At 63.8% G+C, this 25,440-nt stretch carries 20 protein-coding genes; 12 read left to right on the forward strand and 8 right to left on the reverse strand.

Translation table 11 applies throughout. The features are described from left to right. The first annotated feature begins 29 nt into the window (after positions 1 to 29). The 6 genes from THL1_RS00975 (at position 30) to THL1_RS01000 (ending at position 6,959) form a co-directional block, all read left to right on the forward strand. Entirely contained in the window at positions 30 to 1,397 is a 1,368-nt protein-coding gene (locus THL1_RS00975) for an aspartate aminotransferase family protein (RefSeq protein ID WP_145928241.1), read from the forward strand. Positions 1,398 to 1,555: 158 nt separating this feature from the next. Beyond that, entirely contained in the window at positions 1,556 to 2,656 is a 1,101-nt protein-coding gene (locus tag THL1_RS00980; RefSeq protein WP_069081527.1) for a polyamine ABC transporter substrate-binding protein, read from the forward strand. Between the two features lie 162 nt (positions 2,657 to 2,818). After that, on the forward strand, positions 2,819 to 3,889 hold the full coding sequence (locus tag THL1_RS00985; RefSeq protein ID WP_069086373.1) for a polyamine ABC transporter substrate-binding protein: 1,071 nt from the start codon (positions 2,819 to 2,821) through the stop codon (positions 3,887 to 3,889). 141 nt (positions 3,890 to 4,030) lie between these two features. Further along, on the forward strand, positions 4,031 to 5,173 hold the full coding sequence (locus THL1_RS00990) for an ABC transporter ATP-binding protein (RefSeq protein WP_069081528.1): 1,143 nt from the start codon (positions 4,031 to 4,033) through the stop codon (positions 5,171 to 5,173). A 23-nt stretch (positions 5,174 to 5,196) separates the two neighbouring features. Continuing rightward, entirely contained in the window at positions 5,197 to 6,078 is an 882-nt protein-coding gene (locus tag THL1_RS00995; protein ID WP_162493742.1) for an ABC transporter permease subunit, read from the forward strand. After that, positions 6,075 to 6,959: an ABC transporter permease subunit gene (locus tag THL1_RS01000; RefSeq protein WP_069081530.1), complete on the forward strand. Its 885-nt coding sequence runs from the start codon at positions 6,075 to 6,077 to the stop codon at positions 6,957 to 6,959. Before THL1_RS00995 ends, THL1_RS01000 begins: the two co-directional genes overlap by 4 nt. A 134-nt stretch (positions 6,960 to 7,093) precedes the next feature. Here the strand turns inward: THL1_RS01000 and THL1_RS01005 are convergent, their stop codons facing one another. Then, positions 7,094 to 7,846, reverse strand: coding sequence for an NRDE family protein (locus tag THL1_RS01005; protein WP_069081531.1), 753 nt, complete (start codon positions 7,844 to 7,846; stop codon positions 7,094 to 7,096). Positions 7,847 to 8,015: 169 nt separating this feature from the next. On the opposite strand from THL1_RS01005, the gene THL1_RS01010 reads away from it, so the two are divergent. The 4 genes from THL1_RS01010 to THL1_RS01025 are packed head-to-tail and all read left to right on the forward strand — an operon-like array spanning position 8,016 to position 11,447. After that, positions 8,016 to 8,798, forward strand: coding sequence for a sulfite exporter TauE/SafE family protein (locus THL1_RS01010; protein ID WP_069081532.1), 783 nt, complete (start codon positions 8,016 to 8,018; stop codon positions 8,796 to 8,798). A gap of 9 nt (positions 8,799 to 8,807) precedes the next feature. After that, positions 8,808 to 9,611 carry a prolipoprotein diacylglyceryl transferase gene (lgt, locus tag THL1_RS01015; protein ID WP_069081533.1) on the forward strand — a complete coding sequence of 268 codons (804 nt, stop codon included), beginning with the start codon at positions 8,808 to 8,810 and terminating at the stop codon, positions 9,609 to 9,611. Then, positions 9,608 to 10,402, forward strand: a complete 795-nt coding sequence (locus THL1_RS01020) for a thymidylate synthase (RefSeq protein ID WP_069081534.1) — start codon at positions 9,608 to 9,610, stop codon at positions 10,400 to 10,402. Before lgt ends, THL1_RS01020 begins: the two co-directional genes overlap by 4 nt. Positions 10,403 to 10,448: 46 nt before the next feature. Next, positions 10,449 to 11,447 carry a ribonuclease T2 family protein gene (locus tag THL1_RS01025; RefSeq protein WP_069081535.1) on the forward strand — a complete coding sequence of 333 codons (999 nt, stop codon included), beginning with the start codon at positions 10,449 to 10,451 and terminating at the stop codon, positions 11,445 to 11,447. Between the two features lie 187 nt (positions 11,448 to 11,634). On the opposite strand, the gene THL1_RS01030 is transcribed toward THL1_RS01025, so the two are convergent. The 4 genes from THL1_RS01030 to THL1_RS01045 form a co-directional block, all read right to left on the reverse strand. After that, positions 11,635 to 12,768: a Fic family protein gene (locus tag THL1_RS01030; RefSeq protein ID WP_069081536.1), complete on the reverse strand. Its 1,134-nt coding sequence runs from the start codon at positions 12,766 to 12,768 to the stop codon at positions 11,635 to 11,637. A 51-nt stretch (positions 12,769 to 12,819) separates the two neighbouring features. Continuing rightward, on the reverse strand, positions 12,820 to 14,196 hold the full coding sequence (locus THL1_RS01035; RefSeq protein WP_069081537.1) for a GTPase/DUF3482 domain-containing protein: 1,377 nt from the start codon (positions 14,194 to 14,196) through the stop codon (positions 12,820 to 12,822). Beyond that, positions 14,189 to 15,580 carry a DUF2868 domain-containing protein gene (locus THL1_RS01040; RefSeq protein ID WP_069081538.1) on the reverse strand — a complete coding sequence of 464 codons (1,392 nt, stop codon included), beginning with the start codon at positions 15,578 to 15,580 and terminating at the stop codon, positions 14,189 to 14,191. Before THL1_RS01040 ends, THL1_RS01035 begins: the two co-directional genes overlap by 8 nt. A gap of 96 nt (positions 15,581 to 15,676) precedes the next feature. Next, positions 15,677 to 17,218: a nucleobase:cation symporter-2 family protein gene (locus THL1_RS01045; RefSeq protein WP_069081539.1), complete on the reverse strand. Its 1,542-nt coding sequence runs from the start codon at positions 17,216 to 17,218 to the stop codon at positions 15,677 to 15,679. Positions 17,219 to 17,514: 296 nt separating this feature from the next. Between THL1_RS01045 and THL1_RS01050 the strand changes: the two genes are divergently transcribed. Further along, positions 17,515 to 18,027 (forward strand): dihydrofolate reductase, encoded by a 513-nt coding sequence (locus tag THL1_RS01050; protein ID WP_069081540.1) that lies wholly within the window; start codon positions 17,515 to 17,517, stop codon positions 18,025 to 18,027. Between the two features lie 22 nt (positions 18,028 to 18,049). Here the strand turns inward: THL1_RS01050 and THL1_RS01055 are convergent, their stop codons facing one another. From THL1_RS01055 to THL1_RS01065, 3 genes are read right to left on the reverse strand one after another with little or no spacing between them, the layout of a single operon-like run. Continuing rightward, positions 18,050 to 22,150: a DEAD/DEAH box helicase gene (locus tag THL1_RS01055; RefSeq protein ID WP_069081541.1), complete on the reverse strand. Its 4,101-nt coding sequence runs from the start codon at positions 22,148 to 22,150 to the stop codon at positions 18,050 to 18,052. A gap of 45 nt (positions 22,151 to 22,195) precedes the next feature. Beyond that, entirely contained in the window at positions 22,196 to 22,669 is a 474-nt protein-coding gene (locus THL1_RS01060; protein ID WP_069081542.1) for a metallophosphoesterase family protein, read from the reverse strand. 39 nt (positions 22,670 to 22,708) lie between these two features. Continuing rightward, positions 22,709 to 24,088, reverse strand: a complete 1,380-nt coding sequence (locus tag THL1_RS01065) for a nucleobase:cation symporter-2 family protein (RefSeq protein WP_069081543.1) — start codon at positions 24,086 to 24,088, stop codon at positions 22,709 to 22,711. Positions 24,089 to 24,440: 352 nt separating this feature from the next. Here THL1_RS01065 and THL1_RS01070 point away from each other — a divergent pair, with 352 nt between their 5' ends. Continuing rightward, entirely contained in the window at positions 24,441 to 25,415 is a 975-nt protein-coding gene (locus THL1_RS01070) for an IS110 family transposase (protein ID WP_069081544.1), read from the forward strand. Positions 25,416 to 25,440: the final 25 nt, after the last annotated feature.

Consider the following 25,440-nt stretch of genomic DNA (forward strand, 5'->3'; position numbering starts at 1 on the left):
TCCTGATGTGTGTTTACTGAGGTAGTGAAATGAATAGCCAAGTGACCAACCCCAAGACCCTTGAATGGCAAGCGCTAGGTCGTGACCACCACCTGCCACCGTTCACCGACTACAAGGCGCTGAACGCCAAGGGCGCGCGGATCATCACCAAGGCCGAAGGCGTGTACATCTGGGACAGCGAAGGCAACAAGATCCTCGATGGCATGGCCGGCCTGTGGTGCGTCAACGTCGGCTACGGCCGTGAGGAACTGGTCCAGGCCGCGACCCGGCAGATGCGTGAACTGCCCTTCTACAACCTGTTCTTCCAGACCGCGCACCCGCCGGCAGTGGAGCTCTCCAAGGCGATTGCCGATATCGCGCCGGAAGGCATGAACCACGTGTTCTTCACCGGTTCGGGTTCGGAAGCCAACGACACCGTGCTGCGCATGGTCCGCCACTACTGGGCGATCAAGGGCCAGCCACAGAAGAAAGTCATCATCGGCCGCTGGAACGGCTACCACGGCTCCACCGTGGCGGGTGTCAGCCTTGGCGGTATGAAGGCGCTGCACGGGCAGGGCGACCTGCCGATCCCGGGCATCGAACACATCGCCCAGCCGTACTGGTTCGGCGAGGGTGGCGACATGGCACCGGCGGAGTTTGGCGTCTGGGCGGCCGAACAGCTGGAGAAGAAGATTCTCGAAGTGGGCGAGGACAAGATTGCCGCCTTCATCGCCGAGCCCATCCAGGGCGCGGGTGGCGTGATCGTCCCGCCGGAAACCTACTGGCCGAAGATCCGCGAGATCCTCGCCAAGTACGACATCCTGTTCATCGCCGATGAAGTGATCTGCGGCTTCGGCCGTACCGGCGAATGGTTCGGCAGCCAGTACTACGGCAACGCCCCGGACCTGATGCCGATCGCCAAGGGCCTGACCTCCGGCTACATCCCCATGGGCGGCGTGATTGTCCGCGACGAGATCGTCCATACCCTGAATGAGGGAGGGGAGTTCTACCACGGCTTCACCTACTCTGGTCATCCGGTAGCAGCCGCTGTGGCGCTGGAAAACATCCGCATCCTGCGTGAAGAGAAGATCGTCGAGAAAGTGAAGGCCGAGACGGCACCGTATTTGCAGCAACGCTGGCAAGAGCTGGCCGATCACCCGTTGGTTGGCGAAGCGCGCGGTGTCGGCATGGTCGCGGCCCTGGAACTGGTCAAGAACAAGCAGACCCGTGAGCGTTTTGCCAGTGGTATCGGAATGCTGTGCCGTGAGCACTGCTTCCGTAACGGCCTGATCATGCGCGCGGTGGGTGACACCATGATCATCTCGCCGCCTTTGGTGATCAGCAAAGATGAAGTCGACGAACTGGTGACCAAGGCACGCAAGTGCCTGGACCTCACCTTGGCTGAAGTAAAAGGCTAAGAAAAAGAGGGCTTGATGGTGGCATTTGGAGATGCCGCCTGTTGTAAGCAGGCCCTCTACCTTGCCAGACTTCGCCGGTGCGTTGGCCAGGCTCACCGAGTGGTGGCGTATTCGGTACGACGCCACTCGGACACTTCAACAACAATGGAGCTACCCGCATGATCAAAACCTTCGGCAAGACCCTGCTCGCCATGACCCTGGCGGGTGCCGTGGCCGGTATGGCCCAGGCTGACGACAAGGTGCTGCACGTCTACAACTGGTCGGACTACATCGCGCCGGATACCGTCGAGAAGTTCACCAAGGAAACCGGTATCAAGGTCGTCTACGACGTCTTCGACTCCAACGAGACTCTGGAAGCCAAGCTCCTGGCCGGCAAGTCCGGTTACGACATCGTGGTGCCGTCCAACAACTTCCTGGCCAAGCAGATCAAGGCCAAGGTTTATCAGCCGCTGGACAAGTCCAAACTGCCGAACTGGAAGAACCTGGACCCGAACCTGCTGAAAACCGTCGAAGTTTCCGACCCGGGCAACCAGTACGCCTTCCCCTACATGTGGGGCTCCATCGGCATCGGCTACAACCCGGAGAAGGTCAAGGCCGTTCTGGGCGACAACGCCCCGGTCGATTCCTGGGACCTGTTGTTCAAGCCCGAGAACATCGAGAAGCTGAAGGCCTGCGGTGTGTCCTTCCTCGACTCGCCGACCGAGATCCTGCCGATCGCTCTGCACTACCTGGGCTACAGCCCGGTCAGCCAGGACCCCAAGCAGTTGAAGGAAGCCGAAGCGCTGTTCCTGAAGATCCGTCCGTACGTGACCTACTTCCACTCCTCCAAGTACATCTCTGACCTGGCCAACGGCAACCTCTGCGTGGCAGTGGGCTACTCGGGTGACGTGTACCAGGCCAAGTCCCGCGCCGAAGAAGCCAAAGGTGGCGTAACCGTTGCCTACAAGATTCCCAAGGAAGGCGCCGGCACCTTCTTCGACATGGTCGCCATCCCGGCTGACGCCGCGAACCCGGATGCCGCCTACGCCTTCATGAACTTCCTGATGAAGCCGGAAATCATGGCTGAGATTACGAACGAGGTGCAGTTCCCGAACGGCAACGCCGCTGCCACCCCGCTGGTAGACGAGGCGATCCGCAACGACCCAGGCATCTACCCGAGCCAGGAGACCATGGCCAAGCTCTACGCCTTCCCTGACCTGCCGGCCAAGGTGCAACGCGCCATGACCCGTACCTGGACCACCATCAAGTCGGGCAAGTAAGCACGACTGCCGTGCCCGGCGGGGTTTCCCCCGCCGGTGCCCGGACCGGGCTGCGAAACGCTGCAAGTTCATTGACCCGGGTTACCGGATTGACCCGAGCTACCTCCGGCCCAGCCGGAACGACAAGAGGACGAAGCTGTGCACTCTCCCATCCGCAAGCTGATGATCACTGCCGCGGCCACCCTGTCCCTGGTTTCCCAGGCCCAGGCGGATCAGACGGTGCATATCTACAACTGGTCGGACTATATCGGCGAGACCACCCTGGCGGATTTCCAGAAGGAAACCGGCATCAAGCCGGTGTATGACGTTTTCGACTCCAACGAGACCCTGGAAGGCAAGCTGCTGGCGGGCCACACCGGCTATGACGTCGTCGTACCCTCGAACCACTTCCTCGGCAAGCAGATCAAGGCAGGCGCGTTCCAGAAACTCGACCGCAGCCAACTGTCCAACTGGCAGAACCTGGACCCCAACCTGCTCAAGCAACTCGAGCGCAACGACGCGGGCAACCTGTACGCAGTCCCCTACCTGTGGGGCACCAACGGCATCGGCTACAACGTCGAGAAGGTCAAGGCCGTGCTTGGTGTCGACCAGATCGACTCCTGGGCGATGATCTTCGAGCCGGAAAACATCAAGAAGCTCAGCCAGTGCGGCGTGGCCTTCCTCGACTCGGCGGACGAAATGATTCCCGCCGTGCTCAATTACATGGGCCTGGACCCCAACAGCACCAACCCGGACGACTACAAGAAGGCCGAGGCGAAGCTGCTGGCGGTACGCCCTTACGTCACCTATTTCCACTCTTCCAAGTACATCGGCGACCTGGCCAACGGCGACATCTGCGTCGCGGCCGGCTTCTCCGGTGACATCTTCCAGGCGGCCTCGCGCGCCGAAGAAGCCGGCAAGGGTATCCAGATCGCCTACGCGATCCCGAAAGAAGGCGGCAACCTCTGGTTCGACATGCTGGCCATCCCCGCCGACGCGGCGAACGCCCAAGAGGCCCATGCCTTCATCAACTATCTGCTCAAGCCCGAGGTGATCGCCAAGGTCAGCGATTACGTCGGCTACGCAAACCCCAACCTCAAGGCTGGGGAGTTCATGGATCAGGAAGTACGCACCGACGAGTCCGTCTACCCGCCACAAGCGGTGCTGGACAAACTCTATGTTTCGGCGGAGTTGCCGCCGAAAGTCCAGCGGCTGATGACCCGCAGCTGGACCAAGGTCAAGTCGGGCAAATGATGCAAGGCCGGTGACGCCCGTCGTGTGGCGGGACCATCGGCTCAACCGTGGCGGTGTCGGGCAGGAAGCCTGGTTCACGCCCATGCTGTGTAAACGCGCCCGGCCGCGGTGGTCGGGTAGCAAATTCTGGGAGTTGTGGTAATGGCAATAGCCTCCGGTGCCTACAAGAAAGCCCTTGAGGGCAACCAGCAACCCAAAGAGGTGTTGGTAAAGATCGACCGGGTAACCAAGAAGTTCGACGAGACGGTGGCCGTGGACAGCGTGTCCCTGGACATCAAGAAGGGCGAGATCTTTGCCCTGCTCGGCGGCTCCGGTTCGGGTAAATCAACCTTGCTGCGTATGCTTGCGGGTTTCGAGCGTCCGTCCGAAGGGCGCATCATGCTCGATGGCGTCGACATCACCGACATGCCGCCCTATGAGCGCCCGATCAACATGATGTTCCAGTCCTATGCGCTCTTCCCGCATATGACTGTTGCGCAGAACATCGCCTTCGGACTTAAACAGGACCGGCTCCCGGCTGCGGAGGTCGACGCGCGCGTCAACGAGATGCTCAAGCTCGTGCAGATGACCCAGTACGCCAAGCGCAAGCCGCATCAGCTGTCCGGCGGCCAGCGTCAGCGTGTGGCCCTGGCCCGCTCGCTGGCCAAGCGTCCCAAGCTGCTGCTGCTCGACGAGCCCATGGGCGCCCTGGACAAGAAGCTGCGCTCGCAGATGCAGTTGGAACTGGTTGAGATCATCGAACGCGTGGGCGTGACCTGCGTGATGGTGACCCACGACCAGGAAGAGGCCATGACCATGGCCCAGCGCATCGCCATCATGCACCTGGGTTGCATCGAGCAGATCGGCAGCCCGGTAGACATCTACGAGACCCCCATCAGCCGCCAGGTGTGCGAGTTCATCGGCAACGTCAACCTCTTCGACGGCGAAGTGGTGGAAGACGCCGAGGCCCATGCGCTGATCGCCTGTCCGCAGCTGGAGCGCCCGATCTACGTCGGCCACGGCGTGACCACCTCGGTACAGGACAAGCGCATCACCTACGCCCTGCGTCCGGAGAAGCTGCTGGTGACCACCGAGCAGCCCACCTGCGAGTACAACTGGTCGCGTGGCCGGGTCCACGACATCGCCTACCTGGGCGGTCATTCGGTGTTCTACGTCAAGCTGCCCAACGGCACGGTCGTCCAGTCCTTCGTCGCCAACGCCGAGCGCCGTGGCGCCCGTCCGACCTGGGATGACGAAGTGTTCGTATGGTGGGAAGACGACAGCGGCGTGGTACTGCGGTCATGAAAATTCCCAAACTGAAAAACCTGCTGCCGACCGGCCGGCACCTCGTCATCGGGGTTCCGTTCTTCTGGCTGTTCCTGTTCTTCCTGCTGCCTTTCGCCATCGTGCTGAAGATCAGCTTCGCCGAAGCCGACGTGGCCATCCCGCCGTATACGGATATCTACACCTGGGCGGACAACCAGCTGCAACTCATCCTCAACCTGGGCAACTATCTGCTGCTCAACGAGGACGAGCTGTACCTGGCGGCCTATCTGGGCTCGCTGAAGGTCGCCTTCTTCAGCACCCTGATGTGCCTGCTGATCGGCTACCCGATGGCGTATGCCATCGCACGCGCCAGCAAGGAAGCCCAGACCGTGCTGTTGCTGCTGATCATGATGCCGACCTGGACTGCGATCCTGATCCGGGTCTACGCCTGGATGGGCATCCTCAGCAACAACGGCCTGCTCAACGGCGTCCTGATGGGCATGGGGCTGATCGACGAGCCGCTGCAGATCCTCAACACCAACGTTGCGGTGTACATCGGCGTCGTCTACTCGTACCTGCCGTTCATGATCCTGCCGCTCTACGCCAACCTGGTGAAGCATGATGCCAGCCTGCTGGAGGCCGCGTCGGACCTCGGGTCGAGCACCTTCAACAGCTTCTGGAAAATCACCGTGCCGTTGTCGAAGAACGGCATCATCGCCGGCTCCATGCTGGTGTTCATCCCGGTGGTGGGCGAGTTCGTGATTCCGGAACTGCTCGGCGGCCCGGAGACCCTGATGATCGGCAAGGTGCTGTGGCAGGAGTTCTTCAACAACCGCGACTGGCCGGTGGCGTCCGCCCTGGCGGTGGTGATGCTGGCGGTCCTGATCGTGCCCATCATTCTGTTCAACAAGAACCAGGCCAAAGAACTGGAGGGCAAGGTATGAGGCGCTTCAGTTTCTCCACCCTGATGCTGTGGGCAGGCCTGCTGTTCATCTACCTGCCGATGATCATCCTGGTCATCTACTCCTTCAACGCCTCCAAGCTGGTGACCGTCTGGGGTGGCTGGTCGGTGAAGTGGTACGTGGGCCTCCTGGACAACACCCAGCTGATGAACTCAGTGGGCCGTTCCCTGGAGATTGCGCTCTACACCGCAGTCGCCGCCGTGGCCCTGGGTACCCTGGCTGCCTTCGTGCTGACCCGCATCCCGCGTTTCCGTGGCCGCACCATGTTCGGCGGCATGGTCACCGCGCCGCTGGTCATGCCCGAGGTCATCACCGGTCTGTCGCTACTGCTGCTCTTCGTGGCCATGGCGCAACTGATCGGCTGGCCCCAGGAGCGCGGCATCGTCACCATCTGGATCGCGCACACCACCTTCTGCTCGGCCTACGTGGCCATCGTGGTGTCGGCGCGCCTGCGTGAGCTGGACCTGTCCATCGAGGAGGCGGCCATGGACCTGGGCGCGCGTCCGTGGAAGGTGTTCATCCTGATCACCATCCCGATGATCGCGCCGTCCCTGGCGGCGGGCGGCATGATGTCCTTCGCCCTGTCCCTGGACGACCTGGTACTGGCCAGCTTCGTGTCCGGCCCCGGTTCCACCACCCTGCCGATGGAGGTCTTCTCCGCCGTGCGCCTGGGCGTGAAGCCGGAGATCAACGCCGTGGCCAGCCTGATCCTGCTGACTGTCTCGCTGTTCACCTTCTTTGCCTGGTTCTTCACCCGTCAGGCCGAGGAGCGTCGCAAGCGCGCGATCCAGCAGGCGATGGAAACCATGGCCGAGGAAGCTACCGCCTCCAGCTGGAAGCCGGCTTCCACCCAGACCGCCTGATCCAGCGCTGCAAAACACAAAGGCCACCTTCGGGTGGCCTTTGTGTTTTCTGGATGATCCTGGAACAGCTCTTGTGGGAGCGATTTCAATCGCGAATAAATTCGCTCCCACAAGTGTGGTGTCTCGGGCAGTAGTCAGTCCTGCAATGCCATCCGCACATCCCCCAGCTTGGCGCCGTAAGGGCCGTAGCTGCGCTCCACCAGTTCGCGGCTACCGTCAGCGCGGACGATCAACGCCGAGCTGGCCCGGGTGCCGTAGGTGCGGGTGGCGATGAACACGCTGGAGAGCATGCGCTCGGTGTTCAGCCCCACGCCGGTGTCCGGCAGGATGTGGTCCGGCGCCACTTCCGGGTCGTGCAGCAGGTTCAGCAGGGAGTCGGTGGACGGCGGCGCCAGGCATTCGGCAATCGCCGCCTTGCCGCGCTCGACCTTCGGCCAGGGCGTGTCCAGGTCGGCGTTGGAGACGCCATAGACACCAGCCTTGAGGTTGATCGGTCCGCCACTGCGCGGGTTGAGGAACCACAACTCGCGGTCGTCCCCCACTACCAGGTTGAAGCCTGAATAGTCGTTGGCACGGCGCAAGGCGTCTTCGAGGAACTCGCCCGGCCCCATGCTCCCACGCAGGTACTGCACGCAGAGTTCGCCGCGGGTTCGGCCAACCGGGGGCGTTCGCGGGTCGCGGATATTGGTGAGGGCGGCGAAGCGGCCTTTGGGCCCGGCACCGAGCCAGGTACCTCCGGCTTCCAGGTCGCGACCGGCAATCACGCCGGGTGCGTCTTCCCATTTCGCCATGGGAAGGGTGGGACGTGCGTAGAATTCATCGCGGTTTGCAGCGAGCACCAGCGGGACTTCGTGTCCGGGGCGCCATGCGAATACGATCAGGCACATGGAGTCGTCTCCTTTTTATGAGCCGGAGTGTAGCAGCCTGTAGGAAAACTACCTGAGCTGCGTGAGGTTTCCTTCAGGGTTATCGGCAGGTTTCGGCTGGCGTCCATCGCCCCAGGTGGAGCGCAAAACAGCCTTCCGTTAACATGCCGCTTTGTTTTTGGGGGTGTCCATGGAATTCGTGCTCTACCTGGTGCTCGGCGCCTGTGCGGGAGTGCTGGCCGGGTTGTTCGGCGTCGGTGGCGGCATGATCATCGTGCCGGTGCTGGTGTTCAGCTTCACCGCTCACGGATTCGATCCTGGCATCCTCACCCACCTGGCCGTGGGCACCTCCCTGGCCACGATCATTTTCACTTCGGTCAACTCGGTGCGCGAGCACCATCGCAAAGGCGCGGTGCGTTGGCCGGTCTTCGCCTGGATGGCGGCTGGCATCCTACTCGGCGCCGGTCTCGGTTCGCTCACGGCAGCGGCCATCCAGGGTCCGATGTTGCAGAAGATCATCGGTGTATTCGCCATACTTGTGGCGATTCAGCTGGGCCTTGATCTGAAACCCAAGGCCAGCCGCGGTGTCCCAGGCAAGTCGGGGCTGACCCTGGCGGGCGTGGTGATTGGCTGGGCATCGGCGATTTTCGGCATCGGCGGCGGTTCGCTGACGGTCCCCTTCCTGACCTGGCGCAGCGTGCCAATCCAGCAGGCGGTGGCCACGTCCGCCGCCTGCGGGCTGCCCATCGCAGCGGCGAGCGCGCTGTCCTTCATGGTGCTGGGCTGGAACAACGCCAACCTGCCACCCTACAGCTTTGGCTTTGTCTATCTTCCGGCGCTGGTCGGCATTGCCGTCACCAGCATGTTCTTCGCCCGCTTCGGCGCGCGGCTGGCCCATCGCCTGTCGCCGCGCCTGCTGAAGCGCCTGTTCGCCCTGCTGCTGCTGGCAGTGGGCCTGAACTTCCTGATCTAAGGAGCTGTGATGCTGGCTTATCCCCAGATCGACCCGGTGGCCATTGCCCTCGGGCCGCTGAAAATCCACTGGTACGGCCTGATGTACCTCATCGGTATCGGTGGCGCCTGGTGGCTGGCTTCGCGCCGGCTGAATGCGTTCGACCCGACCTGGACCCGCGAGAAACTCTCCGACCTGGTGTTCTGGGTCGCCCTTGGCGTGATCGCCGGTGGTCGTCTCGGTTATGTGCTGTTCTATGACCTGTCGGCCTACATCGCCAACCCGCTGCTGATCTTCGAGGTCTGGAAAGGCGGCATGTCGTTCCACGGCGGCCTGATCGGCGTGATGCTGGCGACCCTCTGGTTCGGCAAGCGCAACAACAAGAGCTTCTTCCAGCTGATGGACTTCATCGCGCCGCTGGTGCCCATTGGCCTTGGCGCCGGCCGCATCGGCAACTTCATCAACGCCGAACTGTGGGGCAAGGCGACCGACCTGCCCTGGGCGATGATCTTCCCCACTGATCCGGCCCAGCTGCCGCGCCATCCGTCGCAGCTGTACCAGTTCGCCCTTGAGGGTGTGGCACTGTTCGCCATCCTCTGGTTCTACTCGCGCAAGCCGCGGCCGACCATGGCGGTCTCCGGCATGTTTGCGCTGTTCTACGGCATCTTCCGCTTCGTGGTGGAATTCGTCCGTGTCCCTGATGCCCAGCTCGGCTACCTGGCATTCGGCTGGCTGACCATGGGCCAGATCCTCTGTCTGCCGATGATCGTCGGTGGCATCGTCCTGATCGTCTGGGCCTACCGCCGCCAGGCCGCCCAAGGAGTCGTTCGATGAAACAGTATCTCGACCTGATGCGCCGCGTGCGCGAGACCGGCACCTTCAAGAGCGACCGCACCGGTACCGGCACCTACAGTGTGTTCGGCCACCAGATGCGCTTCGACCTGGCCGACGGTTTCCCGATGGTGACCACCAAGAAGTGCCACCTGAAATCCATCATTCATGAGCTGCTGTGGTTCCTCCAGGGCGACACCAACATCAAGTACCTGAAGGACAACGGCGTCTCCATCTGGGACGAGTGGGCCGACGAAGAGGGCAACCTGGGGCCGGTCTACGGCTACCAGTGGCGCTCCTGGCCGGCGCCCAATGGCGAATCCATCGACCAGATCGCCAAGGTCGTGGAGATGATCAAGAAGACTCCGGACTCGCGCCGGCTGATCGTTTCCGCCTGGAACCCGGCCCTGGTCGACGAGATGGCCTTGCCACCCTGCCATGCGTTGTTCCAGTTCTATGTGGCGGACGGCAGGCTGAGCTGCCAGCTCTACCAGCGCTCGGCCGATATCTTTCTCGGTGTGCCCTTCAACATCGCCAGCTACGCGCTGCTGACCCTGATGGTGGCCCAGGTCTGCGACCTGCAGCCGGGCGAGTTCATCTGGACCGGCGGTGACTGCCACCTGTATGCCAACCACATCGAGCAGACCGACCTGCAGCTCAGCCGCGAGCCGCTGCCGCTGCCGACCATGAAGCTCAACCCGGCCGTGAAGGACCTGTTCGCCTTCAAGTTCGAGGATTTCGAACTGGTGGGCTACCAGTCTCATCCGCACATCAAGGCCCCGGTCGCCGTCTGACCCGCCGGGACGGCAACGTCCCGGCCCTCCACTGACAGGAGTCACCATGAAAGCCCCGCTTGCAGCCCTGCTCACGGGGCTTTTCGGCCTCTGGCTGTCCTTCACCGCCTGGGCCGAACCTGCCCAGGGCAACTTCGTCGCCAACCAGCGCTGCGATGCTTTCCAGTCCATCCGCAAACAGACCAACCCGGACGACCTCAAGGTGCAGCCGGGCCAGCGTTACGAGGTGGTGGAGGTGAACAGGCGCGAGTACGACTGGCTGCGTATCCGCGTTCCGGGCAGTGACACGCCGCTGCGCTGGGTTTCGGCCGGCTGCGGGTCCGTTGAAGGGCTGGTGTTCAACACCCGCAAGCCCGCCAGGACCGAAAGTGGCGGCGAAATCTGCAGCGTGCCGGACCAGCATGACGGCTATGTGCTGGCGGCCACCTGGCAGCCGGGCTTCTGCGAGCACGCCCGCTACAACGGCAAGAAGCCGGAGTGCGAGAGCCTGGATTCGGGCGAGCTGCAGATTTCCCACCTGACCCTGCACGGCCTCTGGCCCAATCGCCAGTCCTGCGGCAAGGACTACGGCCACTGCGCCGGGCCGGCAATGCAGCTCAGCGCCGACACCCTGGCCTATGTGCGCCCGTGGATGCCGAACTTCCGCTACGGCACGAGCTTCGGTCGCTACCAGTGGGACAAGCACGGCGTCTGCCAGACCCAGATGGACGATGACCGCTATTTCCGCCGTGCCGCCGACCTGGTGCGGCAGCTGGACCAGTCGGCGGCGGGGCAGTACATCGTCGCCAACATCGGTGGCGCCATTTCGAAACGCGCTTTCTACGAACAGGTGGACGCGGATTTCGGCAGCGGCAAGGCGCAAAACAACTTCCTGCTCATCTGCAGCGGCCAGTACCTTCAGGAAGTCCGCGTTGCCCTGCCGCGTGAACTGAAACAGGCCGACAGCCTGGTGGGTGTGGTGGACGGCCAGTTTGCCGCGAGCCGCGCGCGTGACCGCAACGAATGCCGCGCCGACCGCATCCTGATCGAGGCCGGCGGTCGTTAGCGTTTCGGCGGTAGCACTTTGGAGCCGCTAGTGTTTGGTAGCGAATTCAAATGTGGTTTCCAGGCGATGCTTGCTCAAGGTCTGGTTCTTCGCCGTAGAGTGGGCCGCTTTACATAGAGTTTTCCTTATGTAAAAAAAAATAGTTTTCGTTACATAAGGTTTTTTCTGTGTAAGCCGACGCCCGCATCTATTTCATAAAAAGCTCGAAGTAGCGCTTGAACATATACAAGCGATTGCGGCCATAGCCGGTGGTTTCCACCAGTATTTTCATCTGTTCCAGCTTCTTGATCAGAGTATTGGCGCTCTGATGAGTCACTCCCAGGTGCTCGGCAGCCTCGTTCACGCTGAGCATTGGGCGCTGGTAGAGGTACAGCAGCAGTTTCTTGGCGTTCTCCGCGCGGCCGCCAAGGCCGAGGATGTGGTGCTCAACATCCTGGCGCAGGGCCATGATCGCCAGAAAGGTGTTCTTGCTGCTGTCGGCTGTTTCCACCACTGCGGTGAGGAAAAAACGCAGCCAGTGCACCAGGTCGTTGGAGCTGCGCACTACGGTCAGCGCATCGTAGTAGGCGCCCCGGTTGCGCTCGAAAAAGTCCGATAGATACAGCGCAGGCTTGTGCAGAAGCCCCTTGTCTACCAAGTACAGGGTGATCAGCAGGCGTCCGATCCGGCCGTTGCCATCGAGAAAGGGGTGAATAGTCTCGAACTGGTAGTGGCTCAGGGCAATACGGATCAGGTCGGGTACCTGCACCTGCTCGTTGTGCCAGAACTTCTCCAGGTCGCTCATCAGCTCCGGAACTTCGTCTGGATGCGGCGGCACGAACACCGCGTTGTTCAGGTTGCTGCCGCCTATCCAGTTCTGCGAGGTGCGGAATTCACCGGGCAGCTTGTGGTCGCCGCGCACACCTTGCATCAGTAGCGCATGGGTCTGCTTGAGCAGGCGAATGGACAGTGGCAGGTGCTTGAGATCCTCGATGGCGGTATTGATCGCCTCGATGTAGTTCTGTACCTCCTGCCAGTCGTCACGCTTCTCCGGGGCGACCTGTTCCTTGCGCATGATGGCCTCGTCCATCTGTGTCTGGGTTCCCTCAATGCGGCTGGAAGTATTGGCCTCCTTGGCGATATGCATGCGGATGAACAGATCTACATCCGGCACCATCAACGACAGCGCATTCAACTCTGCCAGTGCCCGCGAGGCGCGCTCCAGAAGGGTATTGAGCTGCGGATCGAGCCATTGCCATTCGCGGTTTACCGGCGTTGGCGAAAAGCTCTTGTACTGGTACTGCTGCAGCCAGCGACCGGAAACGAACTGTTCAACTTGCATAAGACGGAATCCTTTTCGTGCTTCTATTTCTCGATGGTGGAGACGGGGCAGTCATCCTGGTTCACCAATTTTCGTGGCCAGCAGCGACACTTGACCCTGGCGCTCAGCCTGTTCCAGTTCTGCGCCCGGATTCAGCGACGACCATTCCGGATGGGCGCGTGCCTTGCCCAGCGCGGCGGGCAGTTTGCCTTCGCGCCACTGTTTTTCTTCCGGCGTATCGATGCGCACCGCCTCGAAGGCGGCGTGGCCACGGGCGTCCAGTGCTGCCAACAGTTGGCGCTGACGCAGGGCCAGCAGGCGCAGGATGGCGTCGTCCACAGTCAGCTCGCGCTGCCCCTTGAGCTTGCCCAGCAGGCGCTCGCCGTAGTGGCCGAAGGTCTGCCAGGCGCCGCCGGCGATGGCGCCGAGGGCTGCCGCGGCGCCCAGGGTGAGGCCGCCCACCAGCAGGTCGACACCGGCGCCGGCAGCAGCTCCGGCCGCCATGCCGCCGCCCAGGCGCACACCCAGTTGCTTGAGGGTTTCCGGATTGAACAAGTCGTCACCCCAGCGTCCGCCGAGCAAGGGCAGGTCGCTGGTCGCGGCGTCCTGCTGGCCAAAGGCATAGAGCCGCAGCAGGGCCTCGACGCAACGCTGCTCGCGCTGGCGCACCTGCTGGCGCAACGCCTGGGTGGCCGCCTGCAGGGCGGCCTCCTGGGTCGGCACACTGCGGCGGCAGGCTGCCACATCCAGTAGCAGCTCCGCGATCAGGCGGCTGCCCGATTCGAGGCGCAGGCGTCGTTGTGCCTGGTGGTCCTCGACCAGCCGCTGCAATTGCGGACGGGCCCGTTCAAGCAGCAGGGCGAGGCTGTCATAGAGGCGTTGCTCGCCATCCAGCGGCGGGGCCACGCTGTCGAAACGTACCAGGGCATGCAGGCCGAGGCGGGCCATGGCCTCGCGCCAATCGCGTTCCCGGTGGCCTTTGCTGGCGATGAAGTTGAGAACCGGCAGTAGCGGCCGCCCGCACATGGCCAGTACCGCGAGCTCGTCGCGGTACTTGGCCAGTACCGGCTCGCGGGCGTCGATGACGTAGAGCCCGGCATCCGAGGCTATCAACTGGCGCAGCACCTTGGCTTCCTGCTCGAAGCGCTGACGCGCCTCGCTGCTTTCGAGGAAGCGGGCGAGGCAGGCGGGGCCGTCGAGGCGCTCGCCGGGACGGTCCAGGCGTTCGAGGTGGTCGAGCAGGGCGATGGCGTCTTCCAGGCCGGGGGTGTCGTAGAGCTCCAGCAAGGGCTGGCCCTCCACCGACATTCGTGCGCCCTCGACATGGCGGGTGGTGCTGGGGCGGTGGGACACCTCGCCGAAGTCGCGATCCCGCAGCAAGGTACGCAGCAGCGAGGTCTTGCCCACGTTGGTATGGCCGACCACGGCGAGCTTCAGCGGTTTAGTCATGGCCCGTCTCCAACCAGTTCATCGGCGCGCCCTGGGCGTGGGGCAGGGCCAGGCGATCGAGCGCCTGGTGCCAGTCTTCCAGGCGCTGGCTGTCCAGCGATTCACCCGTGGGCGGGGGCAGCAGCCAAATGCGGGTTTGCGTGGCGCTGCGTGCCAGCTCACCGATCAGCGCCAGGGTGCCGCGGTCGGGTGAGCGGCGTGGATCGCAGGCCACCGCCAGGCGCTCCGGAGGGAAACGGCTGAGCTGGTCCAGCAGGCGCTGGCGTTGTTCGCGGCTGTCCAGCACGCCGGCATCGCCCACGCCCTTGGGCAGGGCGGGCGGCCAGGGGCGGCGGTCATCCAGTTCGATGGCTACCAGCAATGCGCCCTGGCTGGTGCCATTCAGGTTGCCGGCACGGGGCTCGGGCAGTTCCACAGGCGCCGTATCGCAGACACCCAGGCGTTCGCTGGCCGGTTGCAGACGCTCGCGCAGCAGGCTGTAGCCGGGCAGGCTGAGGTCGAGGCCCAGACTCGCGCGGCCCCGTAGCCAGCGCCCGAGGCAGAACAGGCCCAGCAGCAGGCGCGGCAGCAGGCCGTAGGTGAAGGTGACACCCAGCAGCCAGCCCGACCAGGCCTGGCGCGCGGACTCTGCGCCGACCACGCTGCTGCTCGCGCGGATGATGTCTGCGTCCGGCAGGCTGAAGCCGATCAGGCCCGGCAGCGCGCCCAGGATCTGGGTGAGTACGACGAAGGTGTCGCTGCCGAGGATGGTGGTTTCCCAGACGAAGCCGTAACGGCGGGTGGCCAGCAGTAACAGGAGAACCAGCAGGGCGCTGCCCATTGCCAGCAACCAGGCGCCGTGGACCAGGGCGCCGAGGCCCCAGCGCGTCATTCCGTGGCGCTGCAACAGCAGGAGCAGGGCCGGTGCCAGGTGTGCGGCCTGGGCATCGCGGGCTAGCTTTGCGCTGAGCCAGAGCCAGATTCGGCCGAGCGCGCTGGCGCTGCCGCCAAGGCAGAGCGACAGGGCCCAGCCCAGCAGCATCAGCAGGTTCAGTCCAAGCAGGCTGCCCAGCGCCCAGGACAGATTGACCGGGCGCTGGCCGTCGCCCAGGGCGGCTACGGCCAGGCCGGCGCCGGTCATCAGGGCCATTACTACCAGCAGCAGGCCGGCCAGTCGCGCGCCCTGGTGCCAGTGCTGCAGGGCCTGTGCCTGACCGTCGCGCCGGGCCAGCCAAAGGGCGCGGGCCTGGATGCGTTGCTCGAGGTCGCCACCGTCGGCATTGGCGCAGCGGTTGGCTTCGGCGTCTTCCAGCGGGCCTGCATGTTCTTCGCGCAGGCGGATGGCCTCGGTCAGCCAGAGCTGGTCGAGGCGGGAAAGGGGGGAGGAGGGGGTGGCTTCGCTCACGAAGGGCCTCTTGGCCAAGGGTGAGCCCAGAGAATAACCGCTGTGGCGAAGCCCATCATCAGCAGAAGGCCGGCGCAGTGCGCCGGCCTTGCCGATTCAACCAGTGGTGGAGGTTTCCGCCACCTTGTTTGCGCGGGGTGGTGCCGGGGGCGCCCCGTGGTGGTCATCGTGGCCGGTGACCTTCACTTCGTTGCCATCGCAGTCATACAACTTGCCGTCGCGGAAGTAGTCGCCCTCGTGCAGGGCGGCGATGTCCTGATAGCGCAGGGTGCGCTCGCTGGCTGCAACGAACACCGACTGCTGGTCAGAGTTGCCGGCTTTCAGGTGGTTGAAGATGAGGTTCAGCAGGATGGCCATGATGGCTGCCGAGCTGATGCCGGAGTGGAAGATGGTTTCGAACCAGGCCGGGAAGTTGTGATAGAAGGTCGGCGCCGCGATCGGGATCATGCCGAAGCCGATCGAGGTGGCGACGATGATCAGGTTCATGTTGTTGCGGTAGTCGACCTGCGCCAGGGTGCGGATGCCCGAGGCGGCCACGGTGCCGAACAGCACCACACCCGCGCCACCCAGTACCGAGGTGGGCACGGCGGCGATCAGGCGGCCCATCACCGGCAGCAGGCCGAGGGTCACCAGGATCAGGCCGGCAGTTGCCACCACATAGCGGCTCTTCACGCCGGTTACAGCGACCAGGCCGACGTTCTGGGCGAAGGCGCTCTGGGTGAAGGAGCCGAACAGCGGGGCCAGGGAGCTGGAGATCATGTCCGCACGCAGGCCGTTGCCGAGTCGCTTGGAGTCGACCTTGGTGCCGATGATCTCGCCAACGGCAAGGATGTCGGCCGAGGTTTCCACCAGGGTCACGATGATCACGATCAGCATCGACAGGATGGCCGCGATGTGGAACTCGGGCATGCCGAAGTGCAGCGGCGTGGGCAGGGCGACCAGCGAGCCCTCGAGCACCTTGGAAAAGTCGGCCATGCCGAAGAACACCGCGACTACGGTGCCGATGACCATGGCCAGCAGGATCGACAGGCGCGAGATGCTGGCGCTGCCCAGCTTGCTCAGCAGCAGCACGGTTGCGAGGGTGAAGGCGGCCAGGCTGACGTTGGCCATGCTGCCGAATTCCGGCGACTGGCTGTTGCCTCCCATGGCCCAGCGGGCGGCCACCGGCATGAGAGTCAGGCCGATGGTCGTGATGACGATACCGGTGACCAGTGGCGGGAAGAACTTGGTGATGCGTGAGAACACTGGAGTGATCAGCAGGCCGATCAGCGAGGCGGCGATCACCGCACCCAGCACCGCCGGGATGCCACCGGCGCCGTTACTGCCGATGATGGCGATCATGGTTGCAACGCCGGCGAAGGACACGCCCTGCACCAGCGGCAACTGGCAGCCGAATAACGGCAGGCCGATGGTTTGCAGCAAGGTGGCCAGACCGCCGGCGAACAGCGAGGCTGCGATCAGCAGGCCGATGTCCGCGGGCGATAGCCCGGCGGCCTGGCCGATGATCAGGGGTACCGCGACAATGCCGCCATACATGGTCAGCACATGCTGCAGACCGTAGGCGAGGTTGGCTCCAATGCCGAGGTTTTCGTCTTCCGGGCGTTGCACCGGGGACGGACTTGCGGATGGGACTGTCATGGTGGGCTCTCGGTTTTGTTATTGTGCCGGCAACTGTAGACAATTAACTGGGCTATTGACTAGTGCTTTGTATACAATTTTTCAGGTCTTATTTTTCATCTGTTCTTCGGCTATCTCCAGTAAATTTCTGTTATTTCAGCATTATAGTTAGTTGACCTATTGGTCAGGAAAATGCCGGGCGACGAATGGCGCCCCTCGCAGATGTGGTCCCGCTCCGCGATACAGGGGCATACCACCGCCCGCGCCCATCCTCCGTTGGCTTTCTCTCCCAGGCGGCAGCCGGTATTCTCGCCGCCATGAACAAGACCCTGCCCCTCTGTCTGATCGCCGCCCTCGCGCAGAATCGCGTGATCGGTCGCGACAACCAATTGCCCTGGCACCTGCCGGCGGATCTCAAGCACTTCAAAGCGATGACCCTCGGCAAGCCGATCATCATGGGACGCAAGACCTGGGATTCCCTCGGCCGTCCGCTGCCTGGCCGGCTCAATCTGGTGGTCAGCCGCCAGAGCGGTCTGGTGCTGGAGGGGGCGGAAGTCCTCCCCAGCCTGGAAGCTGCTGTCCAACGCGCCGAAGCTTGGGCGCGCGAGGAAGATGCCGAGGAGCTGATGCTGATCGGCGGCGCCCAGCTCTATGCCGAGGGCCTGACAGCAGCCGATCGCCTCTACCTGACCCGTGTGGAATTGGCTCCGGAAGGCGATGCTTACTTCCCTGAAGTGTCGCAGCAGGAATGGCGCCTGGCCTCCAGCATCGAGCATGAGGCGACGACGGACACGCCGGCCTATGCCTTCGAGGTGTGGGAGAAGCGCTGAGGCAACGCTGTTGAAGGCTGCCTCAGTCCGTTTCACCGCGCAGTAAGCGCAACAAGGCGGCTGCATCCAGACGGGCGCTCAGTTCACCGCCCTCCAGCAGGCTGTCCGCCAGGTCACGCTTCTTCTGGTGCAGGGCGACGATCTGTTCCTCGATGGTGTTCTCGGTCACCAGGCGGTAAATGGTGACCGGGCGCTGCTGGCCCATGCGGTGCGCGCGGTCGCTGGCCTGATCCTCCACGGCCGGGTTCCACCAGGGATCGAGGTGGATCACGTAGTCGGCGGCTGTCAGGTTGAGCCCGCTGCCCCCGGCCTTGAGGCTGATCAGGAAGAGATCGCCGCTGCCGGCCTGGAAGGCCTCGACGCGCTTCTGGCGCTCCCGGGTGGGCGTCGAACCGTCCAGGTACTGGTGCTCGATGCCCTTGCGCGCCAGCCAGGCACGGACGATCTGCAGGTGGTCGACGAACTGGCTGAACACCAGGGCCCGGTGTCCGTTGGCCAGCAACTCCTCGATGATTTCTGCGAACGCCTGCAATTTGCTTCCCGTCAGCGGGCTGCCGGGCACCGACAGCGACGGGTGACAGCAGAAGCGGCGCAGTCGGGTGATCTCGGCGAGCACCTGCAGCGGTCGGCCTGCGTCCGGGGCGAGCTGGTCGATGGCCTCCAGCGCCTGCTGGCGCAGCGCCTCGTACAGATGGGCCTCCTCGCTCGAGAGGGGGAACCGGTGAGTGATCTCGGTGCGCGCGGGCAGTTCGTCCAGCACCTGGCTCTTGAGGCGGCGGAGGATGAACGGCTGGATCAGTTTCCTGAGGGTGCGGCGCGCCGCCGCATCACCTTGCTCGATTGGGCTGGCGAAGCGAGCGGTGAAGCTGTCCTGGCTGCCGAGCAGCCCGGGGTTGATGAAGCGGAACAGGTTCCACAGTTCGCCCAGATGGTTCTCCAGCGGCGTGCCAGTGGCCACCATGCGGAAGTCCGCCTGCAGCGTCATGGCTGCCTGGGAGCGCTTGGTCTGGGCGTTCTTGATCGCCTGCGCCTCATCGAGCACCGCGCTGGTCCAGCGGCGGGCGGCGAAGGCCTCGCTGTCCTGCTGTAGCAGGCCGTAGCTGACGATCACCAGGTCCAGGGGGCCCAGATCCTCCAGGCTGCGCGCTTCGTGGTAAAGGCGTGGCCTGAGGCTGGGCGCGAAGCGGGCACACTCGGCTAGCCAGTTGAGGGTTACCGAGGTGGGCGCGACGACCAGTTGCGGCCCTTGCGCCGCCCGTTCGAGCAGCAGCGCCAGGATCTGGATCGTCTTGCCCAGGCCCATGTCGTCGGCCAGGCAGGCGCCGACGCCCCAGTGCGCCAGACGAGATAGCCAGCAGAAGCCTTCCTGCTGGTAGTCGCGCAGTTGGGCCAGCAACGTCCTTGGCACCTGTGGTTGATGACGGCGCATCGAGGTCAGCCGATCCAGGTGCGTCTGCCAATGCCGATCCGCCTCGAAGGCACCGGCCTCGCCAGCCAGAGCTTCCAGCAGCGGGGTGTTCAAGGGGCTCAGCTGCAGGCCCCGGTCGGTCACGCGCTCGGCCAGGCCGCCGAGCTCTTCCAGTTGCCTGCGCAGGCGGTCGTCCAAGGCTAGCCAGTCGCGGTCGCCCAGGTTGATGAAGCGCCCCGGAGAGGCCTTGAGCAGTTCCAGCAATTGGCGCAGTTGCAGGATCTTGCCGTCGTCCAGGTCGATCCCTCCTTGCAGGACGAACCAATCACCCCGCTGCTTCAGCCCCAGGCGCAGTTGGCCCAGGCCGGTGTGGGCCTTGATGCGCATGCGTTCGCCCTCCGGCCAGACGCATTGCAGCGCCTCGCCCTCCAGGGTCTTCAGCTCGCTGAGCGCCTGCAAGGCGTCCTGGGGATGCTGCAGCTGCCATTCCCGACCGTCGCTTTCGGCACGGGCCAGCCCGGGGCAGGTGTCCAGCACACGCTGGAGTGACTGGCGTTCGGCCGCCAGGTCGCGGCATACCTGTACGGCCTTGCCTTCGCGCTCGCCGAGCAGGTTGCGGCTGCCCTGGCCGGGAACGAACCAGCCACCCTCGGTCAGCGGTCGCACCAGCAATTGCAGGCGCAGCCCCGCCTCCAGAGGTAGCAGGTGGGCATAGAGCCGCGTATCCGCTGGAAGTGTCTCGAGGTGGGCGGTCAGTTCCGGGATCTCGGAATGGATCGGCAGCAGGGGAGCAATCGCGCCCATGGCTTCGATCAACTGCGCTTTGGCTGACAGCGGCATGCTCAGACCGTTGCCGATGATCGCAGCAATCTGCCTCAGCTCATGGTTGATCGGGTAGACGACCACACGGGTCGGGGTTTCTTTCTCGATCACCAGATTGCTGTTGCCAGCGAGGTTGTCGGGCGCGAGTCGCAGGTGGATACGCTCGCCCTCGGCCAGCAGGTGCAATCCGTGTTGTCCGGCGACCAGTTCGAGGCGAATGTCAGGCCTATCCATCCAGAACAGCGCGGGATGGCCCACCAGTGCCGGCAGGGCCAGGTCTGTAGGCAGTTCGTAGCGGTCGTTGTAGTAGCTTGCGGAGACCTGGATCTTGCGGATGGCCTGGCGGTCCTGCTCATTGAGGAAGTCCATGCCATCGCCTTCCGCGACCAGGCGCTGCAGCGCAACGACCCGTCCCTTGCTCCACTGGCCCTTGGCGCCGAGCTTCTGCTCTCTGGGTTCGACGCGCGTCATGTAGCGGTCCAGATTGATGAACCAGGCCAGGCGCGCACTCTTCGCCGGGGTCGCCTTGTCGCTGGATCTGGGTTTGAGCTGGCTCAGAGCCTGCAGCGCCTGCTGCCAGGATTCCTGCCGCTGCTGGAGCTCCAGCAGCGGACGCAGCCCGGCTTCCCGGTGGACATCCGCGAGCCGGCGCGGCTCGCTGAACTGCGCAGCCAGCAGCGCGTCGAACTCCGCCGCGAGCCAGGCAAGATGGTCGTCCTCCAGTACCTGGCGATAGTCCTTGAGGGCGTTGCGCCATTCCTTTGTTCTTGAGGGTTCTGCGTCCTGCCAGTACAGCACGAGTGCCAGCATCAGGCCGTCAAGGCCGTTGAGTCGGGTCGGAATATGCAGGCTCCGCTGCTGGGGTGCGAGGCCCTGGAGCCGCTCGAAGTAGCCTTCCAGAATGGGGTAGGCGGGACCGTAGCCCGCCTTGATGCCCGTCGACAGGACTTGCTTGAGTGCCGTGCGATGCGTGGGCTGGTAGCCGCCGATCAGGGCCAGGGCATACACCGCATTGAGGATGGGCGGCAGGTCGATCTTGCGCTTGCCGGTTTGCTTGCGCAGGCCGCTCATCCAGCTCTGGATCAGCTCCAGGGTGCGGGCGACATCGCCTTTCAGCAAGCTGGTGAGAATATCCCGGAGCTGGCTGTAACCATGCCGGCCAAGGGTTTCCAGGCTGTGCCAGTCTCCGCGCCAGAGCGCCTGGAGCAGGAGCTGGAAGTGCAACTCGCCTTCTTCATTCGGAGGTACGGATCGAGCGTGCTCCAGGCCCAGTTCGTAGGCTGCGCGACAGGGCATCAGGTACTGGTTGCACAGGTCCAGGTAGTCCTCGAGCAGCAGCAACCGCATCTCATCGTCGAGACGGGAGAATAGCTCCAGTCCCTGTGCATCGCCCGCCATCTGATACATGGGGTGAATGGCGTGGAGGCGCGTAAGCGGCACATGGCGACTCAGAACCTGGAGTGAATCGACGACCCCCGGGAGCCGTCCCGCCAGCAACTCCAGCCATAGGGCCTCCTGGGCGGCATCCGGGGAAATCCCTTGCCAGGAATTCGCCGGCTGAAGGTGTTTCCTCGATGCCTCAAGCCAGGACCTGGCGTCACGCCGCTGATGCAGATGGAGCAGGACGCGATGGCGTTGCCCTTCCACCAGTTGGTTGCTGTACCCCTTAGTCGTAACTGTCCGTGTGACCCAGCCTGCGCGTTCCAGTAGATCGAGCAAGGTGGAGAGGCTCTCGTTACTGGCGGCTCTGCCGTCGGGCATAGTGACTCGCTGAACCTGCAGCAGCTTGAGCAGACTGTTCTTGCCTCTGCCGGCATGGCTCGTTGCCAGTGCGTAGAGGACGGCACGGCCAGCATCCGGCAGGGCTGCGATAGCCAGGGAGGGGACGCTCATTGGGACGATCCGGGACGAAAATGGGGAATGGTCCGTGAGGGCCGTTCAATGGTCAATGGCCAGTGTGATCAGGTCTGCTTCCACCCGGCGTTCACCGATTCGCAGCAGCCCCACCGAGACCGGCAGCCTGAACCGTCGCGGCCCGGCGCTGCCCGGGTTGACGTGCAGGAGCCCGGCGCGCTCGGTGATCAGCGGCTTGTGGGAGTGGCCGGTGACCACCACAGCAACACCGCGCGCGGCGAGATCGTCGGGGATGTCGGCCTGATCGTGCACCAGATAGAGGGATACGCCGCCCAACTGTAGCGACGCGTCATGGGGGATTTTCGTCGCCCAGTCTTGCGTGTCATTGTTGCCGCGCACGGCCGTCAGCGGCGCCAGTTGGCGCAGGGCTTCGAGTATTTCAGGCTTGCCGATGTCGCCGGCATGGAGGATGTGGTCGCAGCCCGCAAGCGCCGCGAGAGCCTGGGGGCGGAGGAGGCCGTGGGTATCGGAAATCAGGCCAATGCGAAGGGGGAGCATGGAGTGGGCCTCACCAGGAGATGAGGCCCATTCTGCCACTTAGCGGGATTGTGCCGGGGTTTCCGGCAGGAACCAGTTCAGCAGCAGGGCGCAGAGGCCACCGGTGGCCACACCGGATTCGAGGATGTTGCGTAGGGCTGCCGGCATGTGGGCGAGGAATTCCGGCACCTGGGACACGCCCAGGCCGAGGGCCAGCGACACGGCGATGATCAGCAGCGCACGGCGATCCAGGGTGGTTCCGGCGAGGATGTTGATGCCGGAGGCGGCCACTGCGCCGAACATCACCATGGCGCCACCACCCAGCACTGGCTCGGGAATGGCCTGAAGCACGCCAGCCACCGCCGGGAACAGGCCCAGCAGCACCAGCATCAGGGCGATCGACAGGCCGATATGGCGGCTGGCGATGCCGGTCAGCTGAATCACGCCGTTGTTTTGCGCGAAGACTGAGCTGGGGAAGGTGTTGAACAGGCCCGCCAGCAGGGAGTTGGCGCCGTTCACCAGCACGCCGCCCTTGATCCGTTGCATCCAGAGCGGACCTTCTACCGGCTGGTGCGACACCTTGCTGGTGGCGGTAACGTCGCCGATGGCTTCGAGCGAGGTGACCAGGTAGATCACCAGCATGGGTACGAACAGCGACCAGGAGAAGCCCAGGCCGAAGTGCAGTGGCACCGGCACCTGCACCAGCGGCGCATCGTGCAGGCCGTTGAAGTCGAGGCGACCCAGCCAGGCGGCCAGGGCGTAGCCCGCCAGCAGCGCGATGACGATGGCGCAGCTGCGCATCCACACCAGCGGAATGCGGTTGAGCAGCAGGATCACCCCCAGCACGGTGCCGGACAGCAGCAGGTTCTCGCCGTTGGCGAAGGTGCCGTTAGCCATGGCGCCAAAGCCACCGCCCATGCTGATCAGGCCCACCTTGATCAGGGTCAGGCCGATCATCAGCACCACGATGCCAGTCACCAGGGGATTGATCAGCCGTTTGACGAAGGGCAGTACGCGGGAAATGCCCATCTCGACGACGGCACCGGCCATCACTACACCGAAGATGGCGGCCATCACGGCTTCCACCGGCGTGCCCTGCTTGACCATCAGGGCGCCGCCGGCGATCAGCGGGCCGACGAAGTTGAAGCTGGTGCCCTGGACGATCAGCAGCCCCGCGCCAAAGGGTCCGAAGCGTTTGCATTGCACGAAGGTGGCGATGCCGGAAACGACCAGGGACATCGACACGATCAGGTTGGTGTCACGGGCGGATACGCCCAGTGCCTGGCAGATCAGCAGGCCGGGCGTGACGATGGGGACGATGATGGCCAGCAGGTGCTGCAGTGCTGCGAGCATGGCCGCCAGCGGGCGTGGCTTGTCTTCAAGGCCGTAGAGCAGCTCGCTACGAGCCTCAAGGACGGGGGGCTTTTCCAGTGAAGTCATGGGAATCGACCGCAAAAAAGCGGCGATTCTACCTGAGTGGTCAGGTTTGGTGAGGGTGCCGGCTGTGCGGTCGGGTGCCTGGTCCTGTTGGGCTTCGCTTCGCTCTGCGCCAACCTTGTATCTCGACTACCACCCTCTCAAGGGGTGATAGTCCCCGACTGATCATCGGGGGAGAGCCAGGAAGCCGTGTCCACCCTTAGGCCTCGAGCCCGACCCGTAGATAGTGCCCTGGCCCTCCACACTCACTCAGATAGCTCGAACGGTATCTAGAGCCCACTTCAAGTGAGAGCTCGCATTCACAAGGCCGGGCCGGGTGCAGTGATGATCACTCTGGATGGATTGAGGAGGTTGCATGTCCAGCATCGTCGGCATTGACATTGCCAAGCACAGTTTCGATATCGCCACCCTGCAGGCCAACGGCAAGTACCGCAGCAAGGCCAAGCTGATCAACGCCGCAGAGGGCTTTCAGGTGTTGCAGGAGTGGTTGAACAAGCACAGCGAACCTGGGGCCTGGATCGTGATGGAGGCGACGGGTACCTACCACGAGGCGCTGGCTGAGCACTTTTACGCGCTGGGCTACCGGATTTGCGTGATGAATCCTGCGCAGATTGCCTATTACGCGCGAAGCCAGTTGCAACGGGTCAAGACGGATCAGGTCGACGCCAAGCTGATTGCCAGCTACGGCGAGCACCATCAAGATGAGCTGCGCGCCTGGCAACCCGAGCCTGCCGCGATCCGCCGTCTGCGTGCCCTGGTGCGGCGCCTGCAGGATCTCAAGGAGATCGAGCAGATGGAGCGCAATCGTCTGGGGGTGGCCGATGCCAGCGTGCAAGAGTCGATTCACTCAGTGCTGCAGCGTGTCGAAGAGCAGATTGCCGAGACCCTGAAAACCATCCGCGACCATATCGATGATGATCCAGACCTGCGGGGTAAACGCGATCTGCTGACCAGCATCGATGGTATCGGCGAGCAGACTGCCGCCCTGCTCCTGGCGGAACTGGGTGATCCGCTGCAGTTCGAGAGCGCGCGAGCGATCACTGCCTTTGCCGGGCTGAATCCGAAGCTACAGGATTCGGGTAAGCATAAAGGGCACGTACGCATTTCCCGTGTGGGCTCAGCGCGGCTACGCGCGGGCCTGTACATGCCGGCGATCACCTCGATGACCCACAACCCCGCGATCAATGCCCTGGCACAGCGCCTGCGCGCCCGCGGTAAGGCCGGAAAGCAGATCGTCTGCGCGGCCATGCGCAAGCTGTTGCATATCGCCTATGGCGTACTGAAATCCGGCCAGCCATTCGATGCCCAACTGGCCCTTGCCCGGGGCTAAACAAGACGGTATCTACGGGGTTTCT

Source organism: Pseudomonas sp. TCU-HL1, assembly GCF_001708505.1.
Taxonomy (GTDB): domain Bacteria; phylum Pseudomonadota; class Gammaproteobacteria; order Pseudomonadales; family Pseudomonadaceae; genus Metapseudomonas.